Origin of the sequence: Phocaeicola sp. RTP21359st1_B8_RTP21360_211022 (genome assembly GCF_040911965.1) — a bacterium.
GTDB classification, from domain to species: domain Bacteria; phylum Bacteroidota; class Bacteroidia; order Bacteroidales; family Bacteroidaceae; genus Phocaeicola; species Phocaeicola vulgatus.
In genome coordinates this window covers 21735-45368 of sequence record NZ_JBDFXP010000024.1, presented here as the reverse complement: position 1 = coordinate 45368, position 23634 = coordinate 21735, and the positions used below count along the sequence as shown (strand labels likewise).

The window sequence follows — 23634 nt, the reverse complement described above, 5'->3', positions numbered from 1 at the left end:
AACAGCATTTTCTCTATGTACATACACTAAAACAAATAGGTTTGTTCTAGAAGCTATGGGTATCATTTACAGCAATAATAAAGTTCTTGCTTTTCTTGGTGTGACAGAATAAAAAATAAACTTGATTTGGTAAATGTGGAAACAGAAAGGGAGTTCGTGATGAACCCCCCTTTCTGTTTTTGCAAGAATGGTTAGAAGTGATAACGTATATCCACTCCCAGTTGTAAAGGCCTGCTTTTTTGTTCGAATCCTCTATGCATGGTTTCAAAATAGAAGGTTGTATAATCCTTGTTGGTTAAATTACGTCCCCATACATCTATCTGTAAAGCTTTTGTCTGCAAAGAAATGCGCCCGTTCAGTGTTCCGTAAAAACTTTGTGAGACATTGTTTTTTTCAGTCCAATAAATTTTTCCTGCTCCGGTATAGCTCATGCCTAAAGTCAGGCTTTGCATCCAATTGCTTTTATCGAAAAAGAAACTATAATTTGCGCCTGCATTCATGGTATGGCGGGGAACAAATGGTACATAATTGCCGCTATAATCAATTTGCTCTTCTGATGATGTAGTACCTCCGTCATATTTTTTGAATGTGGAATGAGTATATCCATAACTTACATTCATATTCAGGTTTTTGTTGATGGATGCCAGAAAGCTGGCCTCTATTCCATAACTTTCGCTACTACCGGCATTGACCATCATTCGTCCCAAGCCACTATTGACAAATTTGGCGATTTGTTGGTCGTGGGTATCCATGTAGAATGCGGCAAGGTCGGTCTTCAGTTTGCCGTTGAACAAACTGAGATGTGATCCCACTTCGTAATTCCAGCTGTACTCGGGCTTGTAGACAGTTGTTTCTTGTACGTTCAATTCTTTTCCGTAGTTGGGCATGTGTTGCTTGATCATTCCTTCTATCATACCTGCCATAGATTCTGGTGCCTTGTCTAGTATGGCTTCAATCATTTTTTGTTGCATGTCATTTTGTATCAGTTCTGAAAACATCTGTACGTTATAACCTCCGGAACGATATCCTCTGGTTATGCTTACATACATATTGTTTGCAGGGCTGAAATCGTATTTAAAAGCTAGCTTGGGAAGTAGCTGTACATAGTCGTTTTTTTCTTTTCCTTCCAATAGCGGTGCGGCATTCAAATTCCTGAATGGAATATTAAGGGGAGGCATTGCCATTTTAAGAAAGAAATCGAAATCAATATTACTATCCGAGAAATAATTCATAGACATTTTTTCATATTCCAAGCGCAAACCTGCTGTTACTGAAAGGCCTTTCACAAACAGGTCGTTGAATGTAGATTGGTGGTACAGTGCGGTGCTGAATACCGGTGTGTCAAAACTTCCACTTACGCGGATACGGTTGTTCAAAACGTCCAGACTCATTTCAGGGGTACGGCGGGGATCGTCTAAATGAATTTTCTTGAAAGTATTGTTGATGTTTCCTTCGATCATATCGGTCACTCCGTCCTCCATGAAGTTTACCGGACCGGTGGTATGTAGCCATTGATAAAAACCACTAACCCCTGTAACCCATTGCCAGCGCTTGTTGTTTTTGCTTTTAAAAGTAATTTCTTCACTGATGGTATTCAGACGCTGCTTCTGCTCAATGGTATAAATGCTGACAGGCAGGAAATCCTGGTCCATAAACATACGGTCGTTTAAATTCTGGAATCCTGTAACAGCGCTTAAGATAAACTTTTGCGCCTGGTATTCAATATTCAAACCGGTATTGAACAGTCCACGGCGATAAGTACAATCCTGATCGTATGAAATCTTCCCTATGTAGTTTTTATATTTTTCATTCTCTTTGTCGTATCCGTCTATAGCTCCTGTATAGTAATAAGGGTATCCCCCTTCGTCATTATAATCATAGCCTATGGTGAAGTCTAGTTTTAAGTTTTCTGAAGGCAGCCAGATAGCATGTATTCGTCCGCCTCCCGCTTCCATATTATCTACTTTTTTCCCATTGAGCGAATTGCGGAAGAATCCGTCTGATCCCTCATAATAACCACCGGCGGAGAAAGCGAAACAGTCACTCCAACGGTGGTAGTGGGTTAATGAAGCACTGCGGTAGTTACTTTTTGTTCCATAACTCAGTTTTACGTCTGTTCCCTGATAGGAGAATGGAGAGCGGGTATGTACCTTGATTAGTCCCCCCATGGTATTGCGTCCGTACAAGGTTCCTTGTGGACCGCGAAGAATATCAATACGTTCTATATCATAAAAATTGAAATCAAATGCAGATTTGTCAATGTAAGGGATATTGTCCACATACAAACCTACCGCAGGAGTATTGATACGCGATCCGATTCCCCGGATGTAAATGGCTGAGGTGAGTCTTGAACCATAGTCGGGCATAAAGAAATTGGGTACCAGTGAACTCACGTTCTTTAAAGTGGTGATTTGGTTTGCTTGCATATCTTTTTGGGAGAGTAAAGATACGGCTGTAGGAAGTTCCCTTAATTTTCCGGTTTCTTTAGGTGAAGCGATAACTACCACCTCTTCTATATCAATGACTTTTGTAGTGTCCTTAGGCAGCGTGTTGATATCTTCAGCAAAAGTTGTTGCAGCCAGCAGGCAGGATGTAATGAATAAAATGTTTTTTCTCATATTTATTGTTTGGTTTTATTTGATACATCACGGATAACCAGAGTTGCTACAAGTTTCTACCAGGCGGAAAATTTATATATTCCACTCTGTATAATCCATGATGGAGAATGATTCCGGCTGCAAAGTAACGGTAAACCTGATATGTGTGCAATCCTAATAAATGAGGATTTTATATTCTGTCTGCTTCAATGTAGCCATTCATCACAGCATAAACGGTAAGACCGGAAACAGACTTGATGCCCAGTTTTTCAGTAATGTTCTTGCGGTGGGAGATAACGGTGGTCAGGCTGATATTAAGTTTGTCGGCTATCTCTTTGTTGATAAGTCCTTTGGTGATAAGTATCAATACTTCTATTTCCCGGACAGACAATTCATGTTCCGTTTTTTCTATGTGCATTGCTTTATCTGCTGCTTGTTTTCTTGCCTGATGTCCATATTGGCGCAATTGATGGATGTCTTTTATCAAAGAACCTTCATCTTGGTAGATATTCAGCTTGGGAACACCGGATAATTGAGGTTGGTTGTCACCTCCTGCTAATACAATTGTTTTTGGTTTACGAAGTAAAAAGAAGGAAGTATGTTCAAAATAGATTTGGGCAGAGATAAAATAATGGGCATACATGTCCGGTGTGTCATCCGTCAGCTCACCAAAGGAATGGAATACACGGATAGTAGCCATTGGAATGATATCTTCCAAAATGTTTTTTAACCCCAGGCAAGTGAGGGTATTTGGGTCTACTATGGCTATTTCGGGATGATGCATGATGTTTTCTTTGGTGCAAAGATACATATCTTTTATAAAAAACAGATTCATAAAGACAAAGAAATCTTCTTTTAGGCAACATCACCAATCATTTATTTGTAGGGGCGCATTTGAATGCGCCCGCATATGTGCTGTAAATCATTTTCGGATAGGTTTAATCTGTCCTTACTCCTAAATAAGTGGCTGCTGCTTCAGCACATTTTTCTCCATCGATACCTGCTGAAACAATTCCTCCGGCGTAACCTGCTCCTTCTCCACAAGGAAATAACCCATTGACAGTGACATGTTGCAGTGTCTCATTATCTCGCAGGATCCGTACCGGAGCCGACGTGCGTGTTTCTACACCAATCATCACTGCTTCATTGGTCAGGAAGCCATGGCTGCTCTTTCCGAATTGTTGGAAACCTTTGCTCAAACGGTCGGTAATGAATGCAGGCATCCAAAAATGCAGGGGAGAGGAAACTAATCCCGGACTATACGAACTGTCGGGTAAATCATAGCTTAGTTTTTTGCGGGTGAAGTCCACCATTCGTTGTGAAGGTGCGGTTTGGCGCATATTGCCTTGCTGCCAGCAGGAGGCCTCCAATGCTTCTTGGAAATACATCATGGTTAATGGACAATGGTCGGTAGTCCATTGACCATGATTTTTATTAGTGGCTTTTAATTCTTCACTTTTCGTTTTTAATTCTTCTGTAAAAAGATTATTTTCCGCCAGATCTTCCGGCCTGATTTCTACCACCATGCCGGAGTTGCTCCATTTGGAGCCGCGGTTGCTGGGACTCATGCCGTTTACTACAATCTGATGCGGACCGCTTGCGGCAGGAACAACAAATCCTCCCGGACACATACAAAAACTATAGACACCACGTCCTTCTACTTGTGTCACAAAGCTATATTCAGCGGCAGGCAGATACTTTCCACGTCCGTTTTTATTATGATATTGTATTTGGTCAATCAGCATGGACGGGTGTTCCAAACGTACTCCTACTGCAATTCCTTTGGTTTCCATCTCTATACCATTGTCATACAACCACCGATACACATCCCGTGCGGAATGTCCGGTAGCCAGAATAACAGGTCCTTTGAAAGTCTTTCCGGTATTTGTTTCTATACCTGTGATTTTGTTTTTTTCTATAATAAGGGAATCCATTCGTGTTTCGAAATGCACTTCACCACCACATTCTATGATGGTATTCCGCATATTTTCAATCACACGCGGCAACTTGTCTGTACCGATGTGGGGATGGGCATCTGCCAGGATGGAGGTACTGGCGCCATGTTGGCAGAATACATTCAGAATTTTGTTCACATTCCCTCGCTTTTTGCTTCGGGTATAGAGTTTGCCGTCTGAGTAGGCTCCTGCTCCTCCTTCTCCGAAACTGTAGTTGCTTTCAGGGGCAACTTTGTGCTCACGGCTGATACGGGCGATATCTATTTTTCTATCGCGTACATTCTTACCTCGTTCCACTACGACAGGCCGGAGTCCTAACTCTATTAATCGCAAAGCAGCAAAAAGTCCGCCCGGTCCTGCTCCCACGACAATGACTTGTGGTTTTCCATCTACCTTATTATATATAGTACGGGTGAACTCCTCATCTTGTGGCATTTCATTAATATATAGGCGTACTTTCAAATTTACATAGATGGTGCGTTGACGTGCGTCTATGCTCCTTTTTAAGATGCGAAGGGCATGGATGGTACGTATATCCAATCCCTTGTCATGTCCGATGAACTGTTTCAGTGACTGTTCGTTGGCTGCTTGTTCAGGCAAGACTCTTATTTGAAATTCCTGTATCATGGTTCTTATTTGGATTGTTCGCCTTCCGGCATTAATTTTTTACGGTAATAAGAATTGGCGGTATATAGTGCGGCGGCAGGGTTGTGTCCTGTCACACGGTCTTTGGTCACTAAAGTTGTAGTATAGGCATTAGAGTACTTGTAGAATAAACTGTCATGTCCCACACATAGTCCGATAACCACGTTCAACTCTGTATGTGCTTGGTTGAGAAGGCGTGCTTGTAGGATAGGGTTACACATTGCCGCACCGATTTTTTCACATTCTTTGGGGATTCCGATAGAGGATTTGGCTATTCCGGCTACTTTGCAGATTACTGAATATACCTCAAAGCCGTTAGCACGGAGGATGCGGGCAAAAATACGGGCTTCATTCACCAGTCCGATACAATAGGCAATTCCTAGTTTTTTATATCCCATCTTGCGTGCGAAGGTCATGATTTCTTCCACACGGGTTAATCGGCAGTAACCTTCATATTCCACTTCGGCACTGGTTGCCATTATCTTGTTATTGTCGTTATATTGTTTCAACGCCCATTCCAAATCTTCTTGTTCCAAATGGGTAGTCAGACAAAATTCAGGGTAAGTGCGCTCTTTGAACTTGCAGTTCTGTGTGCCGCAGTCTATACAGGTCGGGGGGTATGATTGTTCTTTTGTCATTTTATATCATTATTCAAATTAAGTTTTCTCTTATTTATCTCATCCAAACAAAGCCCGGAACGCTTCTTCTACCTTTCTTACCGGAATGATTTCTATCTTTAATTTTGATGTATCCATTCCTTGCAAATTATGTTTCGGTATAAGAATTTGTTTGAAACCTAACTTCTCTGCTTCTCCGATGCGTTGCTCAATACGGTTTACAGGTCGGATCTCACCACTCAGTCCTACTTCACCCGCCATGCAGGTGTCACGTTCTATTTCCGTATCCATATTGCTGGATAGAATGGCACTGATGACAGACAGGTCGATGGCCGGATCATTCACTTTCAATCCACCTGCGATATTCAAAAAGACATCTTTTTGTGCCAGTTTGAATCCTACCCGTTTTTCAAGTACTGCCAGAAGCATGTTCATACGTCGTAAATCAAATCCGGTGGCAGAACGTTGCGGATTCCCATATACTGCCGAACTGACTAAAGCCTGTGTTTCAATCAAGAAAGGGCGGACTCCTTCTATGGCAGAGGCGATAGCAACCCCGCTCATCCCGTCATGGTCTTGGCTAAGCAACAGTTCGGACGGGTTGCTCACTTGGCGCAAACCGTTTTGGCGCATTTCATAAATGCCCAGTTCGGCGGTGCTTCCGAAACGGTTCTTGATGCTGCGGAGAATGCGGTACATATAATGTTGGTCACCTTCAAATTGCAATACGGTGTCTACAATATGTTCCAGTACCTTGGGGCCGGCAATGCTTCCTTCTTTATTGATATGGCCGATCAGAATGACCGGCGTATTTGTTTCTTTGGCAAATTTTAAAATAGAAGCGGAACATTCACGTACCTGTACCAAACTGCCGGGAGAAGAGTCTATCGTTTCGGTTGAGATGGTTTGAATAGAGTCGATGATCACTAAATCGGGTCGTGTATTCTTGATATGGACGTAAATCTGCTCCAACGAAGTTTCACAGACTATCAGGCAGTCGGAAGAATTATGCGGGATACGGTCTGCACGCAGTTTTAATTGCCGGGCACTCTCTTCTCCCGATATATACAATACTTTTTTGTCAGGCAGATGAAGTACGGTTTGCAGCACCAAAGTGGATTTGCCTATCCCCGGTTCACCACCCAGTAGAACGAGTGATCCCGGTACTAAACCGCCTCCCAATACCCGGTTCAGTTCTTCGTCGTGCATATCAATTCGAGGTTCGTCCCCTCCGGTAATGTCATTCAGTGTGACAGGCTTGCTTTTTACGGATTCCAGGCCGGATACCGGTCTTTTGTTTGCAGGTTCCTTGCGTATAATTTCTTCTACGTATGTGTTCCATGCACCGCAAGACGGACATTTCCCTACCCATTTGGGTGAATCCTGCCCACAGTTGGTGCATACATATACAGTCTTTTCCTTTGCCATATTCTTACGGGATAATTAAAACAGCGCAACTTGAGGCTGAATTTGTACAAAGGTAAGGAAATAGTTCTGCATATCAACATGGGCAGGATAAAAAAGTTTTGTCTTATTTCTGCTTTAATAAAAAGCATTCTTATATTTTATCGCAAAAAAATGGGAAATTGTGATAGATTGTAGGAAATTGTTTTTATATTTGCATCGTTCAAATAAAAAACAGAAGAAGAACAATAATAAAATGACGATATACTATCTCCATACAACCACCACATTAGGGATGGGGCACATGACAACTACAATGTCCACATCCACAACAATGACCCCTCGGGGTTAAGGATAGTATATGTGTTTCTACGTGATACACGCTTACGGACGTAAGCAAAACAAGCTTTTAATTTTATTTTTTTAGTGTAAACAGATACAGTTTCTTTTCGTTGTCATGCTGGGTGAAACGAAAGTAGATTCTTTACCGGACTTGAAATGGCTCGGAGGACAGAATGGCAAAAGAAGCTGGAATAAAAATAGATAATTGCATGAAAGTTATGAAATTCGGCGGGACATCCGTAGGTTCCGTGAACAGCATTTTAAGCGTCAAACAGATAGTAGAGGCAGTTGAAGAGCCCGTAATTGTAGTTGTGTCGGCATTGGGCGGTATAACTGACAAGTTAATCAATACTTCGCAGATGGCTGCCAATGGGGATTCCGCATACGAGAAAGAATACCGTGAAATTGTGAATCGTCACATTGAAATGGTATATACCGTAATTCCGGCAGGTAATGAGCGTACTGTTTTATTGGATAAGGTCAATGAATTGTTGAGTGAACTGAAGGATATTTTTCAGGGAATTTATCTGATAAAGGACTTGTCGTCTAAAACGTCGGCTACTATTGTAAGTTATGGTGAGCGCTTGTCGTCTATTATTGTAGCTTCGTTGATAAAGGGGGCTGTATGGTATGACTCCCGCAACTTCATTAAGACTGAAAAAAAACATGCCAAACATATTCTGGATTCCGAACTGACCACTCGCTTGGTTAAAGAAACTTTCCAGAAATTACCGGAAGTGGCATTGGTTCCCGGATTTATCTCTACTGATAAGAACAGTGGTGAAGTGACCAATTTGGGACGTGGCGGTTCAGATTATACCGCTTCTGTCATAGCTGCGGCACTGAATGCGGATAGCTTGGAAATATGGACGGATGTGGATGGTTTCATGACGGCAGACCCGCGTGTAATCAGTACGGCCTATACCATTAATGAGTTGAGCTATGTGGAAGCGATGGAGCTTTGTAACTTTGGAGCGAAAGTGGTTTATCCGCCGACTATTTATCCGGTATGCCATAAGAATATTCCTATTCTGATTAAGAATACATTCAATCCTCAAGGCGAGGGAACTATCATAAAGCAGGAAGTGAATTCCGGTTCTAAAGCCATTAAAGGTATCTCATCCATCAATGATACGAGTTTGATTACGGTTACCGGTCTGGGAATGGTGGGAGTGATCGGAGTGAATTTCCGGATTTTTAAAGCATTGGCACAAAACGGCATCAGCGTGTTTATGGTATCGCAGGCATCTTCCGAGAACAGTACTTCTATCGGTGTGCGTAATCAAGATGCGGCGCTGGCTTGTGAAGTGCTGAATGAGGAATTCTCCAAAGAAATAGAAATGGGGGAAATCAGTCCGGTTGTTGCCGAAATGAATTTGGCTACCATTGCCATTGTCGGTGAGAACATGAAACATACACCGGGCATCGCCGGTAAGCTGTTCGGGACTTTAGGCCGTAACGGCATTAGTGTGATTGCTTGTGCGCAAGGTGCTTCGGAAACCAATATCTCTTTCGTGGTAGAATCCAAGTCACTGCGCAAATCATTGAATGTGATTCATGATTCGTTCTTCCTGTCCGAATATCAGGTGCTGAACCTTTTTATCTGCGGTACAGGTACGGTAGGAGGCAGTTTGATAGAGCAAATCCGTTGTCAGCAACAAAAGTTGATGCAGGAACGCGGTTTGAAGCTGAAAGTGGTAGGTATAGCCGATGGACATCATGCGTTGTTTACCCGTGCAGGCGTAGACTTGTCACATTATAAGGAAGAGTTGGCAGAGAAAGGAATGCCTTCGTCCACCCAGGTGTTGCATGACGAGATTATAGGTATGAATATATTCAACTCTGTGTTTGTGGATTGTACAGCCAGTGCAGAAGTTGCATCCTTATATAAAGATTTTCTGATGAATAATATTTCGGTGGTAGCGGCCAACAAAATTGCCGCTTCTTCCGAATACTCCGTTTATAGCGAACTGAAACAAATAGCCCGCCGTCGCGGTGTGAAATTCTTGTTTGAAACCAATGTAGGTGCAGGGCTACCCATTATCAACACGATCAATGACTTGATAAACAGCGGAGACAAGATCTTGAAAATAGAGGCGGTATTGAGCGGTACGCTGAATTACATCTTTAACAAAATCAGCGCGGACATTCCTTTCAGCAAGACCATCAAAATGGCACAGGAAGAGCGCTACTCGGAACCCGATCCGCGTATTGACCTGAGTGGCAAGGATGTGATTCGTAAACTGGTTATTCTGGCTCGTGAAGCCGGATATAAATTGGAACAGGAAGATGTGGAAAAACATCTTTTTGTACCAAATGATTTTTTTGAAGGCCCGTTGGAGGAGTTCTGGAAGAAAGTACCTTCCCTGGATGCGGATTTTGAATCACGCCGTCAAAAGCTGGAGGATGAAAACAAACGCTGGCGTTTTGTAGCCAAACTGGAAGATGGGAAAGGCAGTGTGTCTTTGCAGGAAGTGGACAGCAAACATCCATTCTATGGTCTGGAAGGCAGCAACAACATTATTCTGCTTACAACCGAGCGATATAAAGAGTATCCGATGATGATACAAGGATATGGGGCCGGTGCCAGTGTGACTGCCGCCGGAGTATTTGCCGATATCATGAGCATCGCTAATATTTAGGCTTATGAAACATATTATTATTTTAGGCGACGGTATGGCCGACTGGCCTGCCGAATCACTGGGAAACAAAACATTGCTGCAATACTCCAGTACACCTTATATGGATAAGTTGGCCGCTATGGGACGTACCGGGAGGTTGGTTACAGTTGCTCCCGGATTTCATCCGGGTAGTGAAGTGGCGAATATGTCTGTTATGGGCTATAATTTACCGAAGGTGTACGAAGGCCGTGGACCGTTGGAAGCAGCAAGCATCGGGGTGGAGTTGCAACCGGGCGATATGGCTATGCGTTGTAACATTATCTGCATCGAAGATGAGAAGATAAAAAATCACTCCGCCGGACATATCACTACCGAAGAAGCTGATGTGCTGGTTAGATATTTGGAAGAAAAATTGGGTTCTGACCGGATTCATTTCTATACCGGTGTACAATATCGCCATTTGTTGGTGATAAAAGGGGGAAATAAACAATTGGACTGCACCCCGCCCCATGATGTGCCTTTGCAGCCTTTCCGTCCGCTCATGGTGAAGGCGGAAGTACCGGAGGCGCAGGAAACAGCCGGATTGATAAATAATCTTATCCTGGCTTCCCAGGAATTGTTGGCAGATCATCCGGTTAATCAAAAACGTATAGCCGAAGGCAAAGATCCTGCTAATAGTATCTGGCCTTGGAGTCCGGGGTATCGCCCGCAGATGGAACCTCTCTCCGGGAAGTATCCGGCCATAAAGAAAGGGGCTGTTATTTCAGCGGTGGACTTAATCAATGGCATAGGACATTATGCAGGATTACGCCGTATTGCTGTAGAGGGGGCTACCGGTTTATATAATACGAATTATGAGAATAAGGTGGCTGCGGCATTGGAAGCATTGAAGACGGACGACTTTGTGTATCTGCATATTGAGGCCAGTGATGAGGCCGGTCACGAAGGAGATTTTAAGTTGAAGCAGTTTACTATTGAAAATCTGGACAAACGTGTTGTAGGACCTGTTTATGAAGCAGTGAAGGATTGGGATGAGCCTGTGGCTATCGCCGTGCTTCCGGATCATCCTACGCCTTGCGAACTCCGTACCCATACGGCCGAACCTGTGCCTTTCCTTATCTATTATCCCGGTATAGAACCGGACTGTGTGCAGACCTTTGATGAAGTGGCATGTGTGGAAGGCAGTTATGGAATATTGAAAGAAGATGAGTTTATGAATGAATTTATGAAAAAATAATGTGGCAGTTTGCTAATTTGCCCCAATGGCAACCCTCCATGCAAAGCCCTTGGCACATTAGCACATTGACGCATTGAAAAATTGTTTACTATGAAATATTACAGTACGAATCACCAGGCTTCCGATGCTTCTCTGGAAGAAGCTGTAGTGAAGGGGCTGGCTTCTGACAAAGGTTTGTATATGCCCAAGGCCATCAAGCCATTGCCGCAAGAGTTTTATGATCAGATTGAGAATCTGTCGTTTCAGGAAATTGCTTATCGCGTGGCCGATGCTTTCTTCGGTGAGGATGTTCCTGCTGAAACACTGAAGCAGATCGTTTATGATACATTGAGTTTTGATGTTCCTGCCGTAAAGGTAAAGGATAATATTTACTCTTTGGAACTGTTTCATGGTCCTACATTGGCATTTAAAGATGTAGGTGGACGTTTCATGGCCCGTTTGTTGGGCTACTTCATTAAAAAAGAAGGGCAAAAGCAGGTGAATGTACTGGTTGCGACTTCGGGGGATACCGGTAGTGCTGTAGCCAATGGCTTCCTCGGAGTGGAAGGTATTCATGTGTATGTGCTTTATCCGAAAGGAAAAGTCAGTGAAATTCAGGAAAAGCAGTTCACTACTCTGGGGCGGAATATCACAGCGTTAGAAGTGGACGGTACTTTTGATGACTGTCAGGCATTGGTTAAGAATGCGTTTATGGATGCTGATTTGAATGCGCACATGAAGTTGACTTCTGCCAACTCCATCAATGTGGCTCGTTTCCTGCCACAGGCATTTTATTACTTCTATGCCTACGCGCAGTTAAAGAAAGAAGGAAAAGCGGATCATCTGGTAGTGTGCGTACCTAGCGGAAACTTTGGTAATATCACCGCCGGACTATTTGGTAAACGCATGGGCTTGCCTGTCAAGCGTTTTATTGCAGCCAATAACCGGAATGATATTTTCTACCAATACTTACAGACCGGAAAATACAATCCTCGCCCTTCCATAGCTACTATTGCCAATGCAATGGATGTGGGAGATCCAAGTAATTTTGCCCGTGTACTGGCATTGTACGGTAACAGTCATGCTGCCATAACAGCGGATATCTCTGGTGCGACTTATACGGATGAACAGATTCGTGAAACGGTGGGTGAGGTATATCGGGAAACCGGTTACTTGCTCGACCCGCATGGAGCCTGCGGTTATCGTGCTTTATCCGAAGGATTGTCCCCCAGCGAAACGGGTATTTTCCTGGAAACGGCACATCCGGCTAAATTCCTGGAAACTGTGGAAGGTATCATTGGAGACAAAGTGGAGATTCCCGCCAAACTGCAAGCGTTTATGAAAGGAACCAAACAAAGTGTTCCGATGGAAAAAGACTTTGAAAGTTTCAAAGGCTATTTGATGAAAGAATAGCTTTTAGAAATAGATATCTGATACGAAAAGAGGGGGGCAAAAGTCCAAAGTAACTATCCAATGGTTCACCGTAGGGGCGGATTGAATAGTTACTTTGGGCTTGTTTACATAAAGAACAAAAAAGTTCCGTCACAGCAACGTGCTCATTACTAGTTACTTTCTGTGTAAAAGAATCTCAAACCTCCTTCAATCGGTATGCTTCCGGCTATCGAATCCTGTTACGTATGTAACAAAGTTTGTTCCTACCGTATCTTTCACTCCGTTTCATTTTCACTCCGTTTCATTTGATATTTCACTTGGGTGAAGCAACTGTTTCACTTAGGCGAAAACGGCTGTTCATCTAAGTGAAATCGCCTCTTCACTTGGGTGAAGCAACAAATGCAGATGGGCAAAAATAAGCCTTATGACGCTCTCCTGCAAGGAAGTAACCGCAACTATGGCACAGGAATTAGAACAACCGATATACGTCAAGCCGAATTTGATAGCGGAGAATGGAAAACCGTTTCAGGGGAATTTAGAATGTTTTTTCACATTATATTGTTGATTTACAGAGAGATACTGCGCGTAATCCGGAATGGTTGATGCGTGTCTTTATTTTATTTCTTCCAGCAACTTCCCGAACGAAGTGAATGTCCGTTGTTTCCCGCCCCAGGTGAGGTACAAGGTATCGGGAGCGATGACTTGTAGATGGGGCAGACCGGCAGGAGCGTTTTGGGTTTGCAGACAAGTATATCCGTGACGGTTCAGTGCGTTGATAGTCCAGTGCAATAAGGTTTCGTCTGTCGCTTCCACCGTTATTTCCTGCTTTCCATTCACGGTTGGATAGTAGATGCCATGATCATAATCGAACCGGATATTACTGTGTGAGAACAGCGTGTCCATCCGATGGTTCAGAATCATATCTTCCGTCACTCCGCATTGCAGTCCTGTTTCTTTGGACAGCAGCCAAAGTTTGTCCGACAGTACCAGGGCTTGTTCTATGTCATGGGTGGATAGCAGGATGGCCTTGTTTTGCTCCACCGCCAACTGATGCAGCAAAGTCATGATTTCTATGCGGCTCACCACGTCCAGAAAAGCGGTCGGCTCATCCAAGATGATAAGCGGACATTCCTGAACCAATGCTTTGGCTATCATTACCTTTTGCCGTTCTCCGTCCGAAAGTTCGGCGGTGTAGCTTTCGGCTTTGTGGGCAATGCCTACGGCATCCAATGCCTCTTTGATAATGAGATGGTCTTTGGGATGGAGCCGTCCGAAGAAGCCTGTATGCGGCTGGCGTCCCAAAGCTACCAGTTCATACACGGTCAGCCCTCCGGCTTGTGTCTTGTCTGTCAGGACTACACCGATGGTGCGCGAACGTTCCTTTTCCGAATACTGCTGCAAAGGCTTGCCCAGCAATTGCAAATCTCCTGCCAGTGAAGGTTGCGAAGCGGACAGGGTGCGGAGCAAAGTCGACTTTCCGGCCCCGTTTGCTCCAAGCAGACTGGTCAGTTCTCCCGGATAGAGTCCGAAAGAAAGGTGTTCGTGCACTTTCTTTTCTCCTTTGTGGGTACGATAACCTATGCACAGGTCTGTGGCGGTGATGACAGCTTGCTTTTCCATCAGTTGAAGTACTGGATTTTACGTTGGTTCACAATGACATAAATAATAATGGGCGCACCAATGACCGGAGTGACGGCATTCAGCGGAATGATGCCTGCTTCGCCCGGCAGAATGCAGATGAAGTTGCAGAGCAGGGCAATGGCTCCTCCCGTCAGCATGGTGACAGGTAGCAGGGAATTATGGTTGGAGGTTCCCAGCATGAGGCGGGCAATGTGCGGCACGGCCAGTCCGATAAAGGAAATCGGGCCGCAGAAAGCGGTGGTCGTCGCTGTCAGTAATCCGGTGGCGACAAGCAGCAGGTTACGTGTACGGCGGATGTTGATTCCCAGGTTTTCGGCATAGCGTGTTCCCAGCAGCAGGGCATTCAGAGGCTTTATCAGCAGTATGGTAATCAGCAGTCCCGCCATTGTGACCAAGGAGAAAAAGGGAAGCTGCTGCAAAGATACTCCTCCGAAGTTTCCCATTCCCCAAATCATGTAGGAATGCACCCCTTCTGCCGTGGAGAAAAAGTTGAGCAGGGAGATGGCAGATGAAGTGATATACCCTATCATGATACCTATAATGAGCAGCATGATGCTGTTTTTTATCAAAGTGGAGAAGAACAGGATGATTCCCATCACCAGCATGGAGCCTATGAATGCTCCGATAATGACGGACAGGAATCCGGATAAAGTGAATACTCCGGCAGTAATCGTACCTGCGCCTGCCAGCATGACCAAGGCGACTCCCAAACTGGCTCCCGAACTGATTCCCAGTATGGAAGGGTCGGCCAAAGGATTATTGAATGTGGTTTGCAACATCAGTCCCGATGCTGCGAGTGCCATTCCGCAAAGGAGGGCGGTAATGGCTTGCGGCAGGCGGGATTCCCAGACTATGAAACTCCAACTCGCCTTTTCTACTTCATTGCCTGTAAGGATATGCCACACCGCCTCGGCAGGGATGTTTACCGAGCCGAACAACAGGTTGGCTCCTGTCAATGCAAGGATGAGGAGGAGCAGTATGATACCGTATTTTGTTCCTTTGTTATTCATTGATACTGTTTAGGGTTACGCCCACTGTAGGGAGTGTGTCAAAACTAACCCGGCCTATCCCATCGTCAGCTGTAGGGGCAGCATTATCCACGTTTTGACATAACCCTACGGTGATTTACTCCGCTAATTTAGTGAAATATTTTAATTCATACCCTTCTAAAAGCGTAGGATGGAATATTTTTATCAAATCTTTCAGTAATCGGTCGGGATGGAAAGGGGAATCTTCGTAAAAGTCTACCTTCCCTGTGTTGCATCCGTAAATGTTGCGTTCCTTGAATGCACGAAAACCGGTGTATGGAGCATAGTCCTGCTCCAATTCCTTATAAGTCTTGTCAATGGCCTGATTATATTTGATGAGCCAGAAATCTGCATTCTGACCTTTGTCAAACACGGTTTCGAAGGCTAGGGGAACAGAACCGCTATGCTCGTCATCAGCAAACACATAATTGGCCCCGGCATCCGCATAGATGCGTGCAGAGGTGCTTTTACCTCCCGGAACATACCAAGCCGAACCATTCTTCAGTTCGCTGATAACGCTCGGTGCGTATGAAAGGGGAGCAACCAATGCTTTCAGCTCATTATAGTTTTTTTCCACCTCGGCAAACAAGCTGTCCGCTTTTTGTGCCTCACCGAACAGAAGGCCGTAGAAACGCATCCATTCGGCACGTCCCAATGCCGAAGTTTCCATGTAGTCTGCACATTCTATAATGGGGATGTTGAGTTTCTCCACCCGTCCGTATCCGCCACTGTTCTCGAAAGGGGAGAGCATAATGGCATCGGGGTGCAGGTCGATTATCTTTTCTATATCCGGGTTCATTCCATTCCCTACATCGGCGATGCTTCCTGTGCGGCAGCCATCCTGCACTTCTTGCAGTTTGATATACTTCAAATCGCAGACTCCTCCAATACTTTTCAAAGCACCAATCTGGTTGAGCAATCCGCAATGTACGGATGAGTAAACAACAGCCTTGCTCAATGGCGTGCGGACAAGTGTCCCTTCGGGCAAGTCGGCAGGCAGGGACTTTTCTTTGTCAACCAAGACGTAGGTATGCAGTATCCGGGTCGTATCCCAAGGATTGCGCAGGCGGGCAATGGTATAGTCTTCGGTTGCAGACAGGCTGAGGTTCTCTGCATAACGCAAAGAGATTGTTTCTTCTGCTTCTATTACAGAAGCAGTCTTGCTTTTTCCGCCGCAGGAGGAAAGAAGGGCAAGCAAGAAGATGAATAGGATTACTTGTTTCATGTTATTTTTTATAATATCCGCCGGTTTTACGGGAACCTTTGTATTCTATTAATTCTTTATCTTTCAGTGATTTTAAATAACGCTCTGTCGTAGCAGCTCCTTTTTGGATATATTCTGCAATTTCATATCCTTTTGCACCGGGTTTCTTTTTCAAGAAGGTGAGGATAAGGCTTTCAAGTTCGTTTATTCCCTCATTTATTCCCTCACCTTCATTTACTCCCTCATCAGCGATTCTGTTTATTACTGAAATAAACTGCATTCCTACCGGCTCATTGATGAATTTTATATTCGGTTCTTCTTGAAGTGCACGTATAATCCCTGAGCCCAGACCACGATAAGGCATCGTTTTAGCACAGAAATTGGCAATGAAAGGATTGCGTACTACGGCGCTTCCCAGTTTGATACTTTCCACAGTCAGCCCATCGGGAAGGCATCCCGGGCTGATAATCTCTACACGGTTATCAAAAATGAGTAATCTTATCGGTGCATTGCGCGTATAATCGCGATGTACCAAGGCATTTTGCAAGATTTCTTCTAATGCCACTTCTGATATTTCCAGTTTCCCGATAGAATTAAATCCTTGTCCTGCCTGTATATTATGGAGGTTTGCTTTCAGAAAAGACATTCCCTTTTCAAATAATTCGGGCAGTGTGCCGGTGATTCCTGATAAGACAGGCCGATGATTTCTCCCGTCTTGTCTTTTATGCCGAAGAGTATCATTCCCCCCCCCCGTGCATTGGACATAGCTACCATTTCGGCGGCAATACTGTCTTGGTTGGGAAAGCGTTCTTTGAACTGTACCGTACTGGTTTCTCCACATTTTATAATGAGTTGTAATTCTTTGCTGTCCATTTTTCTAGGTCTGTATTTGACTACGTATACAAATGTACGGTAAAAAAGTGAGGAAAGCTTTATGGTTATAAGGGAAATTGCAAAGTCTTGCTCCTTCCGCCGCAGGCGGAAAAAAGCAAGACTGAAAGCATCAGGTGAATAAAGAGAGAAAATTGTTTCATTGGTTAGTCAATAAATACGGCTGCTTTAGGATCTATGCCACATTCGAACTTTTCAATGAAAGTACCATCTTTCTTGAAACGGTAGATGTCTCCGTTGGTGGTATAATCTCCTGCGCCAATGTAGAAATCTCCATTTTCAGGATTAATGCTCAACATGGTAATGATGCTTGTCTTTAGCTTTTCGGGCATTTGCACGAATGCTTTTTCTACTTTCTCGTTGGTCTTGGCATTGTAAGAGTATAATGTGTGTGTGGAAGTGTTGTCTGCATAGTTCGTTTCGGAATAGATGACATATACTATATCGTCATGTTCTGCCATATAGACGCCTTTGCCTATTTCTTTATACGTCTTGGTTGTCGGGTCGAAGAGAACTACAGGATAAGGATAGTTGTTATAGTCATTGCTGCCGTAACCTTGAATAAACAGTTTGTCTCCTGCTTCCAGAATCTTTTCCGGATTTTGGAATATTTCAATGTTTTCTGCTTTATCAAATGTGTTGATATCAATAATAGACAAACGGTTATCGTAGCCGAATCCTGAATTTACCAAATACAGTTTTCCATCTTCTTCGATAATGCCTTCCGGATTTTTACCGACAGCAACCATCTTTTCGAAGGCTAATGTATTGGCATCCAAACGCGCTACATTGCCGCTAGTCAGGGTTACATAGATTTTTCCATTCTCGGCAACCATGCAACGTGGCTGTCCTTGTTCATCTGTAAATTCATAGCGTTTCAATTCTACACAAGCCTCATTCAGTTTGGTGATGTATTTTGAACCATACACAGCCACGTAGATATGGTTATTGTAGCTTATCATATCTTGTCCTGCATCGCCCAATTTGGCATTGTTTTGCTTGAAGAAAATGTCATCAATGACATCTAGGGATTTGTTCGGAGCATAGAAGGTGATGCCGGCATTGTTTTTTTGATAAGATCCCATATTCAAAATGTAGACACGGTTTTCAGGCAATTCCACCTTCGAACCTTCATCGTTTTTTTTGCTGTCATCGTCATCATCACTACATGAGGTGAATGAAACACCCAGCATTAACATACACAGTGTTCCAAAAAATAAGCTTCTTAGTTTCATAATTAATCTTTAAAAGTTAGACATTTATATTGTTTAAAATCTTAATACTCCCGTTATGCGCCAGGAACGTCCGGGCATGGGGTAATATTTGATAACATCATATTGCTTGTCAGTGAGGTTGATAACTTCTGCCTGAAGGCGGAGGTGACAGCCTTTCATTGTAAATTCCCGCCATAAAGTGGCTGTATGTTCTACATAACCGTCTATCTTATTCACCGGTATATTCTGTGCCATATAGTAGCGTTCGCTGACCCCTGTCAGGCTGTAACCCACATTAATCCAAGGAGTTTCGATGGTGGTCGAAGCATTGCCGCTATGCTGAGGCGTATAGGGCAGCTGGTCTTTATAATTCTTGGCATCGGGATTTGTCATATCTATGGCTTTTTGCCAGGAATAGTTGCCGCTTAATCCTACGTTTATGTTAGGGCAGACCGGTATGGAAGTAGCCATTGTCGCATCAAGGCCGGTGATATGTACCGTGCCGTAATTCTGCATTTTCCATACATAAGTACTGGGAAAGGCAACTATTTTATCGGTTACTTCATTATAATATCCGTCAAGAGTGACAGAAAGGAAATCGGTGAACGGAAACGGCTTGCCGTTCCAAGTGACACCTATATTGTATTCGCGTGCCTTTTCCGGGCGTAAGGAGGTATTTCCTATGCGTAGATAATAAAGGTCATTGAAGGTAGGTACGCGGAACGTATTCTTATACATTGCGCGGACGTATAATTGTTCTTCTTTCCATGGCTGAATGGAAACGGACAGGGTGGGCGACAGGCGTTTCCGGTCGTCGGGAGTATTCCCTGCTTTTACTTCTTCCGTAATGAAAGTCCCCACCAATGTGCACGATAGCTTGATACGTCCCCATTGGTAACGTGCATTGAGGGCTGTGAGCGAGGAATATCTCACCGGGTTGGGGCTGTCGTTGATATTGGTGTGAAGGGTATTGATGAATCCATCCTGCGCGAGCGATAATTCCAGACCTTTGACGGGCTGATAAAGCACGGCGGCGGACAGATAATATTCGTCCTGACGGTTGATGTCGGTCTGCTTTCCGTTTTCATACTTCACGTCTGTATCTTCGTATTTGTTCCAAGAATGGTTGAACTTGGCTTGCGCCTGCAAAGTCCATTTGGGGGAGAAGGTTTTCTTATAACGGGCTTGGGTGAAGAAATTCTCGTCCCACAAACGTTCTTCTGCCTTCGGGTTGTATAGAATGACAGCACCGGGCAGTCCGCGTTCGGAATAAAAATAATAGGCTTTCACATCCAGTGTACTTTCGTCATGGAAAGTATGAAACAGATTCGCCTCTCCCTGCCATGTATGAATATCCGAATTGTTTCTTTTCTCTTGAGTGATGTATTTTCCGTTTTCCAATGTGAAGGGATAATTACCGTCGGCACGCATAAAGGAAGCATCGACTGACAGACCGGTGTGTTCTCCCAGCTTCTGCCATCTGCGTATGGATGGGGCTATGTAGCCGAAGGCTCCTCCCCGGATTTGTATTTGTGACAGGGAGGATTTACCATTTTCGAAGACGGGTTTCTCCGTTTCAATGCTGAGTACTCCTGCCGAAGCATACAGACGGGCCGGTTGCAGCAGATTCTCATCTTGTCCGATTGCCAATGAAAGAGAGGATACATTGTCGAGGGAGAAACGCCCGATATCGATTTGTCCTGCCTGACTGTTGCTGACGACTACTCCATCATAGCTGACTGCTGTGTGTGCAGCTCCTAAATTGCGGACGGAAACGGTCTTCAGACCGCCTATGCCTCCATAATCGCGGACGTTGGTTCCGGCAAAACGCCTTACGGCATCTGCCATATTCTGTAACCCCAAGTTCTTTATATCTTCCTTGTTGATAAGTTGTACAGGGCTGCCGGTTGTTATTTTGGCAGGCGGACGTCTTGCTGTAACCGTAACTTCATCTATTTTATGCACTTTTCCGGTGATGGAATCTCCTTTCTTCTGTGCCTGTATTTCAAGCGGCAATAGGAGAAAGCTGCAAAGCAGACAAAGCCATAGCTTATAAGCCTGGTTATTTCCTTTCATTTAAAAAAAACATATTAATGAATAAATACCGCATTCTTACCGCTGCTCTTTCCTCGAAAGCGACGGTCGATGACTTTACGTTTTGCAGGTCTTCTGACTTACTCCTGTTTACTTGCCTTCCCACCTTATTATATATACAGGCAGTGGCGTGAGTGGATAAGTAAACCTATCCCCTTATAGGGGTAGATGGAGCTTACAGCAGCGGGACTGTTCAGGACTTGCACCTGATTCCCTTTTCATCCGCTTCCTCGCATCAGTCGGAGGTACGCGGAACAAAACATGGCAAAGATAGTTTGTTTGGATGAATAAGAAAAGGGAAATGATAAAAAATCCTTTTTTTAATTAGTTACAGATTTATTTTCTCCCAGCAAAAGTAGGCGTGTATAACGGTTCTTTTTTTAGTGACAAAACGACTTGATTCTATCCATGTTGAAGATAAAATAGAATAGTATTGAATAAAATAAAACTGATGCTTAACAACATTCAAATATTGATTTGCTTTATTCAATACAATCACTATATTTGTTAAATGGATAATCTTAAAATACGTAATAGATGAAACACTTGAATTTTATTTTAGCCGGTTTATTTTTCCTGTGCGGTATTTGTTGTCGGGCACAAGTGCTTCCTTTGGAAGAAAATGTGGTGCTGAACACCAAGGAAGGACAAATCAAAGGAAAACTGCTTTTGCCCGGTGGGGTGAAAACCTGTCCGGTGGTGCTTATTATAGCCGGCTCCGGACCTACGGATATGGATGGTAATTCAGCCATTGGCAATTTGAGGAATAATTCGTTGAAGTTTCTGGCGGAAGGCTTGGCGGCAAACGGCATCGCTTCCTTGCGCTTTGACAAGCGGGGGATAGGAACCAGTGCGTCGGCAGGTAAGGAGGAAGCGAAACTTCGTTTTGAAGATTATGTGAATGATGTGACGGGCTGGATTGATTACTTGGCGAAAGAGAAACGTTTTACGACAATCACGGTGGCAGGACATAGCGAAGGGGCACTGATTGGAATGCTGGCCTGTCAGAACCGGCCGAAGGTGAAAGGCTATATCTCGGTTGCCGGTGCGGGGCGTCCTGCCTACGAGATTATAGAGGCGCAAGTGGCTGCTCAACAGAATCCGGAAGCGGTGCGGAAGGAGGTGGCATCCATTAACGGGTCCTTGAAAAACGGCAAGGAAGTGAGTGACGTGCCGGCTTATCTGCAATCATTGTATCGGGCTTCTGTCCAGCCTTATTTGATTTCCTGGTTCAAGTATAATCCCCGGACGGTGATTGCTTCCGTCAAAGTGCCGGTCCTCATTGTTCAGGGTAAAAATGATATTCAGGTTTCGGTGGAGGATGCCGAACTTCTGAAAAAGGGTTGCCCGGCTGCCGAACTGCTTTTGATTGATAAGATGAACCATGTGCTGAAAGATTGTGAATCAAAGGCCGTACAGCAGCAGATGCTTACTTACGGGAATCCTTCTCTGCCGGTGAACAGTACTTTGATAGCTTCTGTCAGTACATTTGTGAAAAAACTGAAATGATATGGGAGAAATAAAGAAACGTTTGCCGTTGAAATGCCCTGCGTGTGATGCACCGTTGAGGGAGATTCATTTCGGTCCGGCACCCAATCCTGTCTGGTTGGTGTTATGCGGCAGAGCATCTGATGGTGTGGCTGTTGTGTCGTATGTTGATAAGCCATCTTTATGGATAAAATAAAAAAGAGGATGCCAAAAGTCTTGTTGAAGCTTTGACATCCTCTTCTATGTTATACTGATGCGTTATTTAATCTTTTCTCGAATCTTGCTAAGATAGGCACGCATCCCCGCAGCATCTTTCTTGTTGATGATATCTAACAGCTCATTTAATTCTGTACGGATACCTTCTACCTGTGCAGGGGTGCGGGGATTGAATAAAATTTCCTGCAACAGGTAGTCGTCTTCGTTCAATACTCCTTTGGCTATCTTCATGTGGCGTTTGAAAGTAGTACCGGGAGCGTCCTGATGCTTCATTACTGCCGCAAAAACGAAAGTGGAAACAAAAGGGATGGACAGCGAATAGGCCACTGTCTCATCGTGCTCTTCAAAGGTATATTCAAAGATGTTCAGACCAAGGTTTTGGTATAAGTCCTTGAAGAAGATTTTACCCAGATGGTCGCCTTCGCTGATGATGATGGCATTTTCGGTGCTCAGTTTGTCAAGGTTGGCAAATGTGGGACCGAACATGGGGTGGGTAGATACATAACGGAATCCGCATTGGTCATAAAACTCTTTCAGTCCGGTCTTTACCGAGGCAATATCGCTGATGATGCAATCCTTGGGGAGAGCGGGCAATACTTGGTGAAAAGCATCCAGCGTATATTTCACGGTTGCCGCATTGATAACCAGTTCGGGCTTGAATTCTTCAATTTCTTCGAGTGTGGTATATCGGTAGGTGTTGTAAACGAAACGAAGGCGTTTCGGGTCTACATCAAATACAGCGGTTTCGTGCTGGAAGCTCAATACATCGGTAAAGAAGGAGCCCATTTTACCGGCTCCTAAAATTAGAATTCTCATAATCTTTCTATGTTTATTTATTAATGTCCTAAATTTATAGTGTTACAAAAAAATCCCGCATCCATTTTAGGAGCGGGATCCAACGTATCTTTTTCAATTTCAGTATTTATTATCTGTTATTTCATACATACAAATTCCCACTCTACTTTCTTGCCGAAGTAAAAGTAATAATAAGAATAATATGTATAAGTAAACAAATTCATAAGCCTGATTTCTTTTTGTTCTAAATTTGAGGGCAAAAGTAATACTTTTA

Annotated in this window: 18 protein-coding genes and 1 riboswitch; of the genes, 5 read left to right on the top strand and 13 right to left on the bottom strand. The window is 44.0% G+C overall.

The window, feature by feature from the left end:
• Positions 1-191 precede the first annotated feature (191 nt).
• The 5 genes from AB5062_RS13405 to radA all read right to left on the bottom strand — a co-directional run bounded on the left by AB5062_RS13405 (position 192) and on the right by radA (position 7242).
• On the bottom strand, positions 192-2618 hold the full coding sequence (locus tag AB5062_RS13405) for a TonB-dependent receptor (RefSeq protein WP_008667984.1): 2427 nt from the start codon (positions 2616-2618) through the stop codon (positions 192-194).
• A gap of 169 nt (positions 2619-2787) precedes the next feature.
• Positions 2788-3408, bottom strand: a complete 621-nt coding sequence (locus tag AB5062_RS13400) for a response regulator transcription factor (protein ID WP_005848856.1) — start codon at positions 3406-3408, stop codon at positions 2788-2790.
• Between the two features lie 127 nt (positions 3409-3535).
• Positions 3536-5179: an NAD(P)/FAD-dependent oxidoreductase gene (locus AB5062_RS13395; protein ID WP_005848853.1), complete on the bottom strand. Its 1644-nt coding sequence runs from the start codon at positions 5177-5179 to the stop codon at positions 3536-3538.
• A gap of 5 nt (positions 5180-5184) precedes the next feature.
• Entirely contained in the window at positions 5185-5835 is a 651-nt protein-coding gene (locus tag AB5062_RS13390) for a DUF1847 domain-containing protein (protein ID WP_022508072.1), read from the bottom strand.
• Positions 5836-5874: 39 nt separating this feature from the next.
• On the bottom strand, positions 5875-7242 hold the full coding sequence (gene radA, locus AB5062_RS13385) for a DNA repair protein RadA (protein WP_005842575.1): 1368 nt from the start codon (positions 7240-7242) through the stop codon (positions 5875-5877).
• 527 nt (positions 7243-7769) lie between these two features.
• On the opposite strand from radA, the gene thrA reads away from it, so the two are divergent.
• From thrA to thrC, 3 genes are all read left to right on the top strand, one after another.
• Positions 7770-10202, top strand: coding sequence for a bifunctional aspartate kinase/homoserine dehydrogenase I (gene thrA, locus AB5062_RS13380; protein WP_005848849.1), 2433 nt, complete (start codon positions 7770-7772; stop codon positions 10200-10202).
• Positions 10203-10206: 4 nt separating this feature from the next.
• Positions 10207-11418 (top strand): cofactor-independent phosphoglycerate mutase, encoded by a 1212-nt coding sequence (locus tag AB5062_RS13375; RefSeq protein WP_005848847.1) that lies wholly within the window; start codon positions 10207-10209, stop codon positions 11416-11418.
• A gap of 90 nt (positions 11419-11508) precedes the next feature.
• Positions 11509-12810 (top strand): threonine synthase, encoded by a 1302-nt coding sequence (gene thrC, locus AB5062_RS13370; protein ID WP_016269965.1) that lies wholly within the window; start codon positions 11509-11511, stop codon positions 12808-12810.
• Positions 12811-13401: 591 nt separating this feature from the next.
• Here thrC and AB5062_RS13365 read toward each other — a convergent pair.
• The 7 genes from AB5062_RS13365 to AB5062_RS13335 form a co-directional block, all read right to left on the bottom strand.
• Complete coding sequence (locus AB5062_RS13365) at positions 13402-14409, bottom strand: ABC transporter ATP-binding protein (RefSeq protein WP_005842571.1); 1008 nt, start codon at positions 14407-14409, stop codon at positions 13402-13404.
• Positions 14409-15440, bottom strand: coding sequence for an iron ABC transporter permease (locus AB5062_RS13360; RefSeq protein WP_057098899.1), 1032 nt, complete (start codon positions 15438-15440; stop codon positions 14409-14411). The genes AB5062_RS13365 and AB5062_RS13360 overlap by 1 nt, the downstream gene beginning before the upstream one ends.
• Positions 15441-15555: 115 nt before the next feature.
• On the bottom strand, positions 15556-16683 hold the full coding sequence (locus AB5062_RS13355) for an ABC transporter substrate-binding protein (RefSeq protein ID WP_032952568.1): 1128 nt from the start codon (positions 16681-16683) through the stop codon (positions 15556-15558).
• Between the two features lies 1 nt (position 16684).
• The gene (locus AB5062_RS13350) at positions 16685-17308 is read right to left on the bottom strand and encodes an ATP-binding protein (protein WP_228680495.1); all 624 of its coding nucleotides are present in this window, start codon (positions 17306-17308) and stop codon (positions 16685-16687) included.
• Positions 17296-17535, bottom strand: coding sequence for a helix-turn-helix domain-containing protein (locus AB5062_RS13345; protein WP_032952567.1), 240 nt, complete (start codon positions 17533-17535; stop codon positions 17296-17298). Before AB5062_RS13345 ends, AB5062_RS13350 begins: the two co-directional genes overlap by 13 nt.
• Positions 17536-17699: 164 nt before the next feature.
• The gene (locus AB5062_RS13340) at positions 17700-18788 is read right to left on the bottom strand and encodes a YncE family protein (protein WP_016269971.1); all 1089 of its coding nucleotides are present in this window, start codon (positions 18786-18788) and stop codon (positions 17700-17702) included.
• Positions 18789-18821: 33 nt separating this feature from the next.
• A complete protein-coding gene (locus tag AB5062_RS13335; RefSeq protein WP_118292493.1) occupies positions 18822-20843 on the bottom strand; it encodes a TonB-dependent siderophore receptor in 2022 nt (673 codons plus the stop codon).
• A 65-nt stretch (positions 20844-20908) separates the two neighbouring features.
• Positions 20909-21136: riboswitch (cobalamin riboswitch) on the bottom strand.
• 262 nt (positions 21137-21398) lie between these two features.
• Here AB5062_RS13335 and AB5062_RS13330 point away from each other — a divergent pair.
• Entirely contained in the window at positions 21399-22370 is a 972-nt protein-coding gene (locus AB5062_RS13330; RefSeq protein WP_118292494.1) for an alpha/beta hydrolase, read from the top strand.
• Position 22371: 1 nt separating this feature from the next.
• Positions 22372-22545 carry a hypothetical protein gene (locus tag AB5062_RS13325; protein WP_005848831.1) on the top strand — a complete coding sequence of 58 codons (174 nt, stop codon included), beginning with the start codon at positions 22372-22374 and terminating at the stop codon, positions 22543-22545.
• Positions 22546-22607: 62 nt separating this feature from the next.
• Here the strand turns inward: AB5062_RS13325 and AB5062_RS13320 are convergent, their stop codons facing one another.
• Positions 22608-23381, bottom strand: coding sequence for a prephenate dehydrogenase/arogenate dehydrogenase family protein (locus tag AB5062_RS13320; protein ID WP_005842565.1), 774 nt, complete (start codon positions 23379-23381; stop codon positions 22608-22610).
• Between the last annotated feature and the right edge of the window lie 253 nt (positions 23382-23634).

Excerpts from the sequence above, each read along its gene's own strand:
- AB5062_RS13335 (WP_118292493.1), bottom strand. The coding sequence starts at position 20,843 with ATGAAAGGAAATAACCAGGCTTATAAGCTATGGCTTTGTCTGCTTTGC.
- AB5062_RS13395 (WP_005848853.1), bottom strand. The coding sequence starts at position 5,179 with ATGATACAGGAATTTCAAATAAGAGTCTTGCCTGAACAAGCAGCCAAC.
- thrC (WP_016269965.1), top strand. The coding sequence starts at position 11,509 with ATGAAATATTACAGTACGAATCACCAGGCTTCCGATGCTTCTCTGGAA.
- AB5062_RS13405 (WP_008667984.1), bottom strand. The coding sequence starts at position 2,618 with ATGAGAAAAAACATTTTATTCATTACATCCTGCCTGCTGGCTGCAACA.
- AB5062_RS13375 (WP_005848847.1), top strand. The coding sequence starts at position 10,207 with ATGAAACATATTATTATTTTAGGCGACGGTATGGCCGACTGGCCTGCC.
- AB5062_RS13340 (WP_016269971.1), bottom strand. The coding sequence starts at position 18,788 with ATGAAACTAAGAAGCTTATTTTTTGGAACACTGTGTATGTTAATGCTG.
- AB5062_RS13355 (WP_032952568.1), bottom strand. The coding sequence starts at position 16,683 with ATGAAACAAGTAATCCTATTCATCTTCTTGCTTGCCCTTCTTTCCTCC.
- AB5062_RS13330 (WP_118292494.1), top strand. The coding sequence starts at position 21,399 with ATGAAACACTTGAATTTTATTTTAGCCGGTTTATTTTTCCTGTGCGGT.
- AB5062_RS13350 (WP_228680495.1), bottom strand. The coding sequence starts at position 17,308 with ATGTCTTTTCTGAAAGCAAACCTCCATAATATACAGGCAGGACAAGGA.
- AB5062_RS13320 (WP_005842565.1), bottom strand. The coding sequence starts at position 23,381 with ATGAGAATTCTAATTTTAGGAGCCGGTAAAATGGGCTCCTTCTTTACC.
- AB5062_RS13390 (WP_022508072.1), bottom strand. The coding sequence starts at position 5,835 with ATGACAAAAGAACAATCATACCCCCCGACCTGTATAGACTGCGGCACA.
- thrA (WP_005848849.1), top strand. The coding sequence starts at position 7,770 with ATGAAAGTTATGAAATTCGGCGGGACATCCGTAGGTTCCGTGAACAGC.
- AB5062_RS13400 (WP_005848856.1), bottom strand. The coding sequence starts at position 3,408 with ATGTATCTTTGCACCAAAGAAAACATCATGCATCATCCCGAAATAGCC.
- AB5062_RS13345 (WP_032952567.1), bottom strand. The coding sequence starts at position 17,535 with ATGGACAGCAAAGAATTACAACTCATTATAAAATGTGGAGAAACCAGT.
- AB5062_RS13360 (WP_057098899.1), bottom strand. The coding sequence starts at position 15,440 with ATGAATAACAAAGGAACAAAATACGGTATCATACTGCTCCTCCTCATC.
- AB5062_RS13365 (WP_005842571.1), bottom strand. The coding sequence starts at position 14,409 with ATGGAAAAGCAAGCTGTCATCACCGCCACAGACCTGTGCATAGGTTAT.
- AB5062_RS13325 (WP_005848831.1), top strand. The coding sequence starts at position 22,372 with ATGGGAGAAATAAAGAAACGTTTGCCGTTGAAATGCCCTGCGTGTGAT.
- radA (WP_005842575.1), bottom strand. The coding sequence starts at position 7,242 with ATGGCAAAGGAAAAGACTGTATATGTATGCACCAACTGTGGGCAGGAT.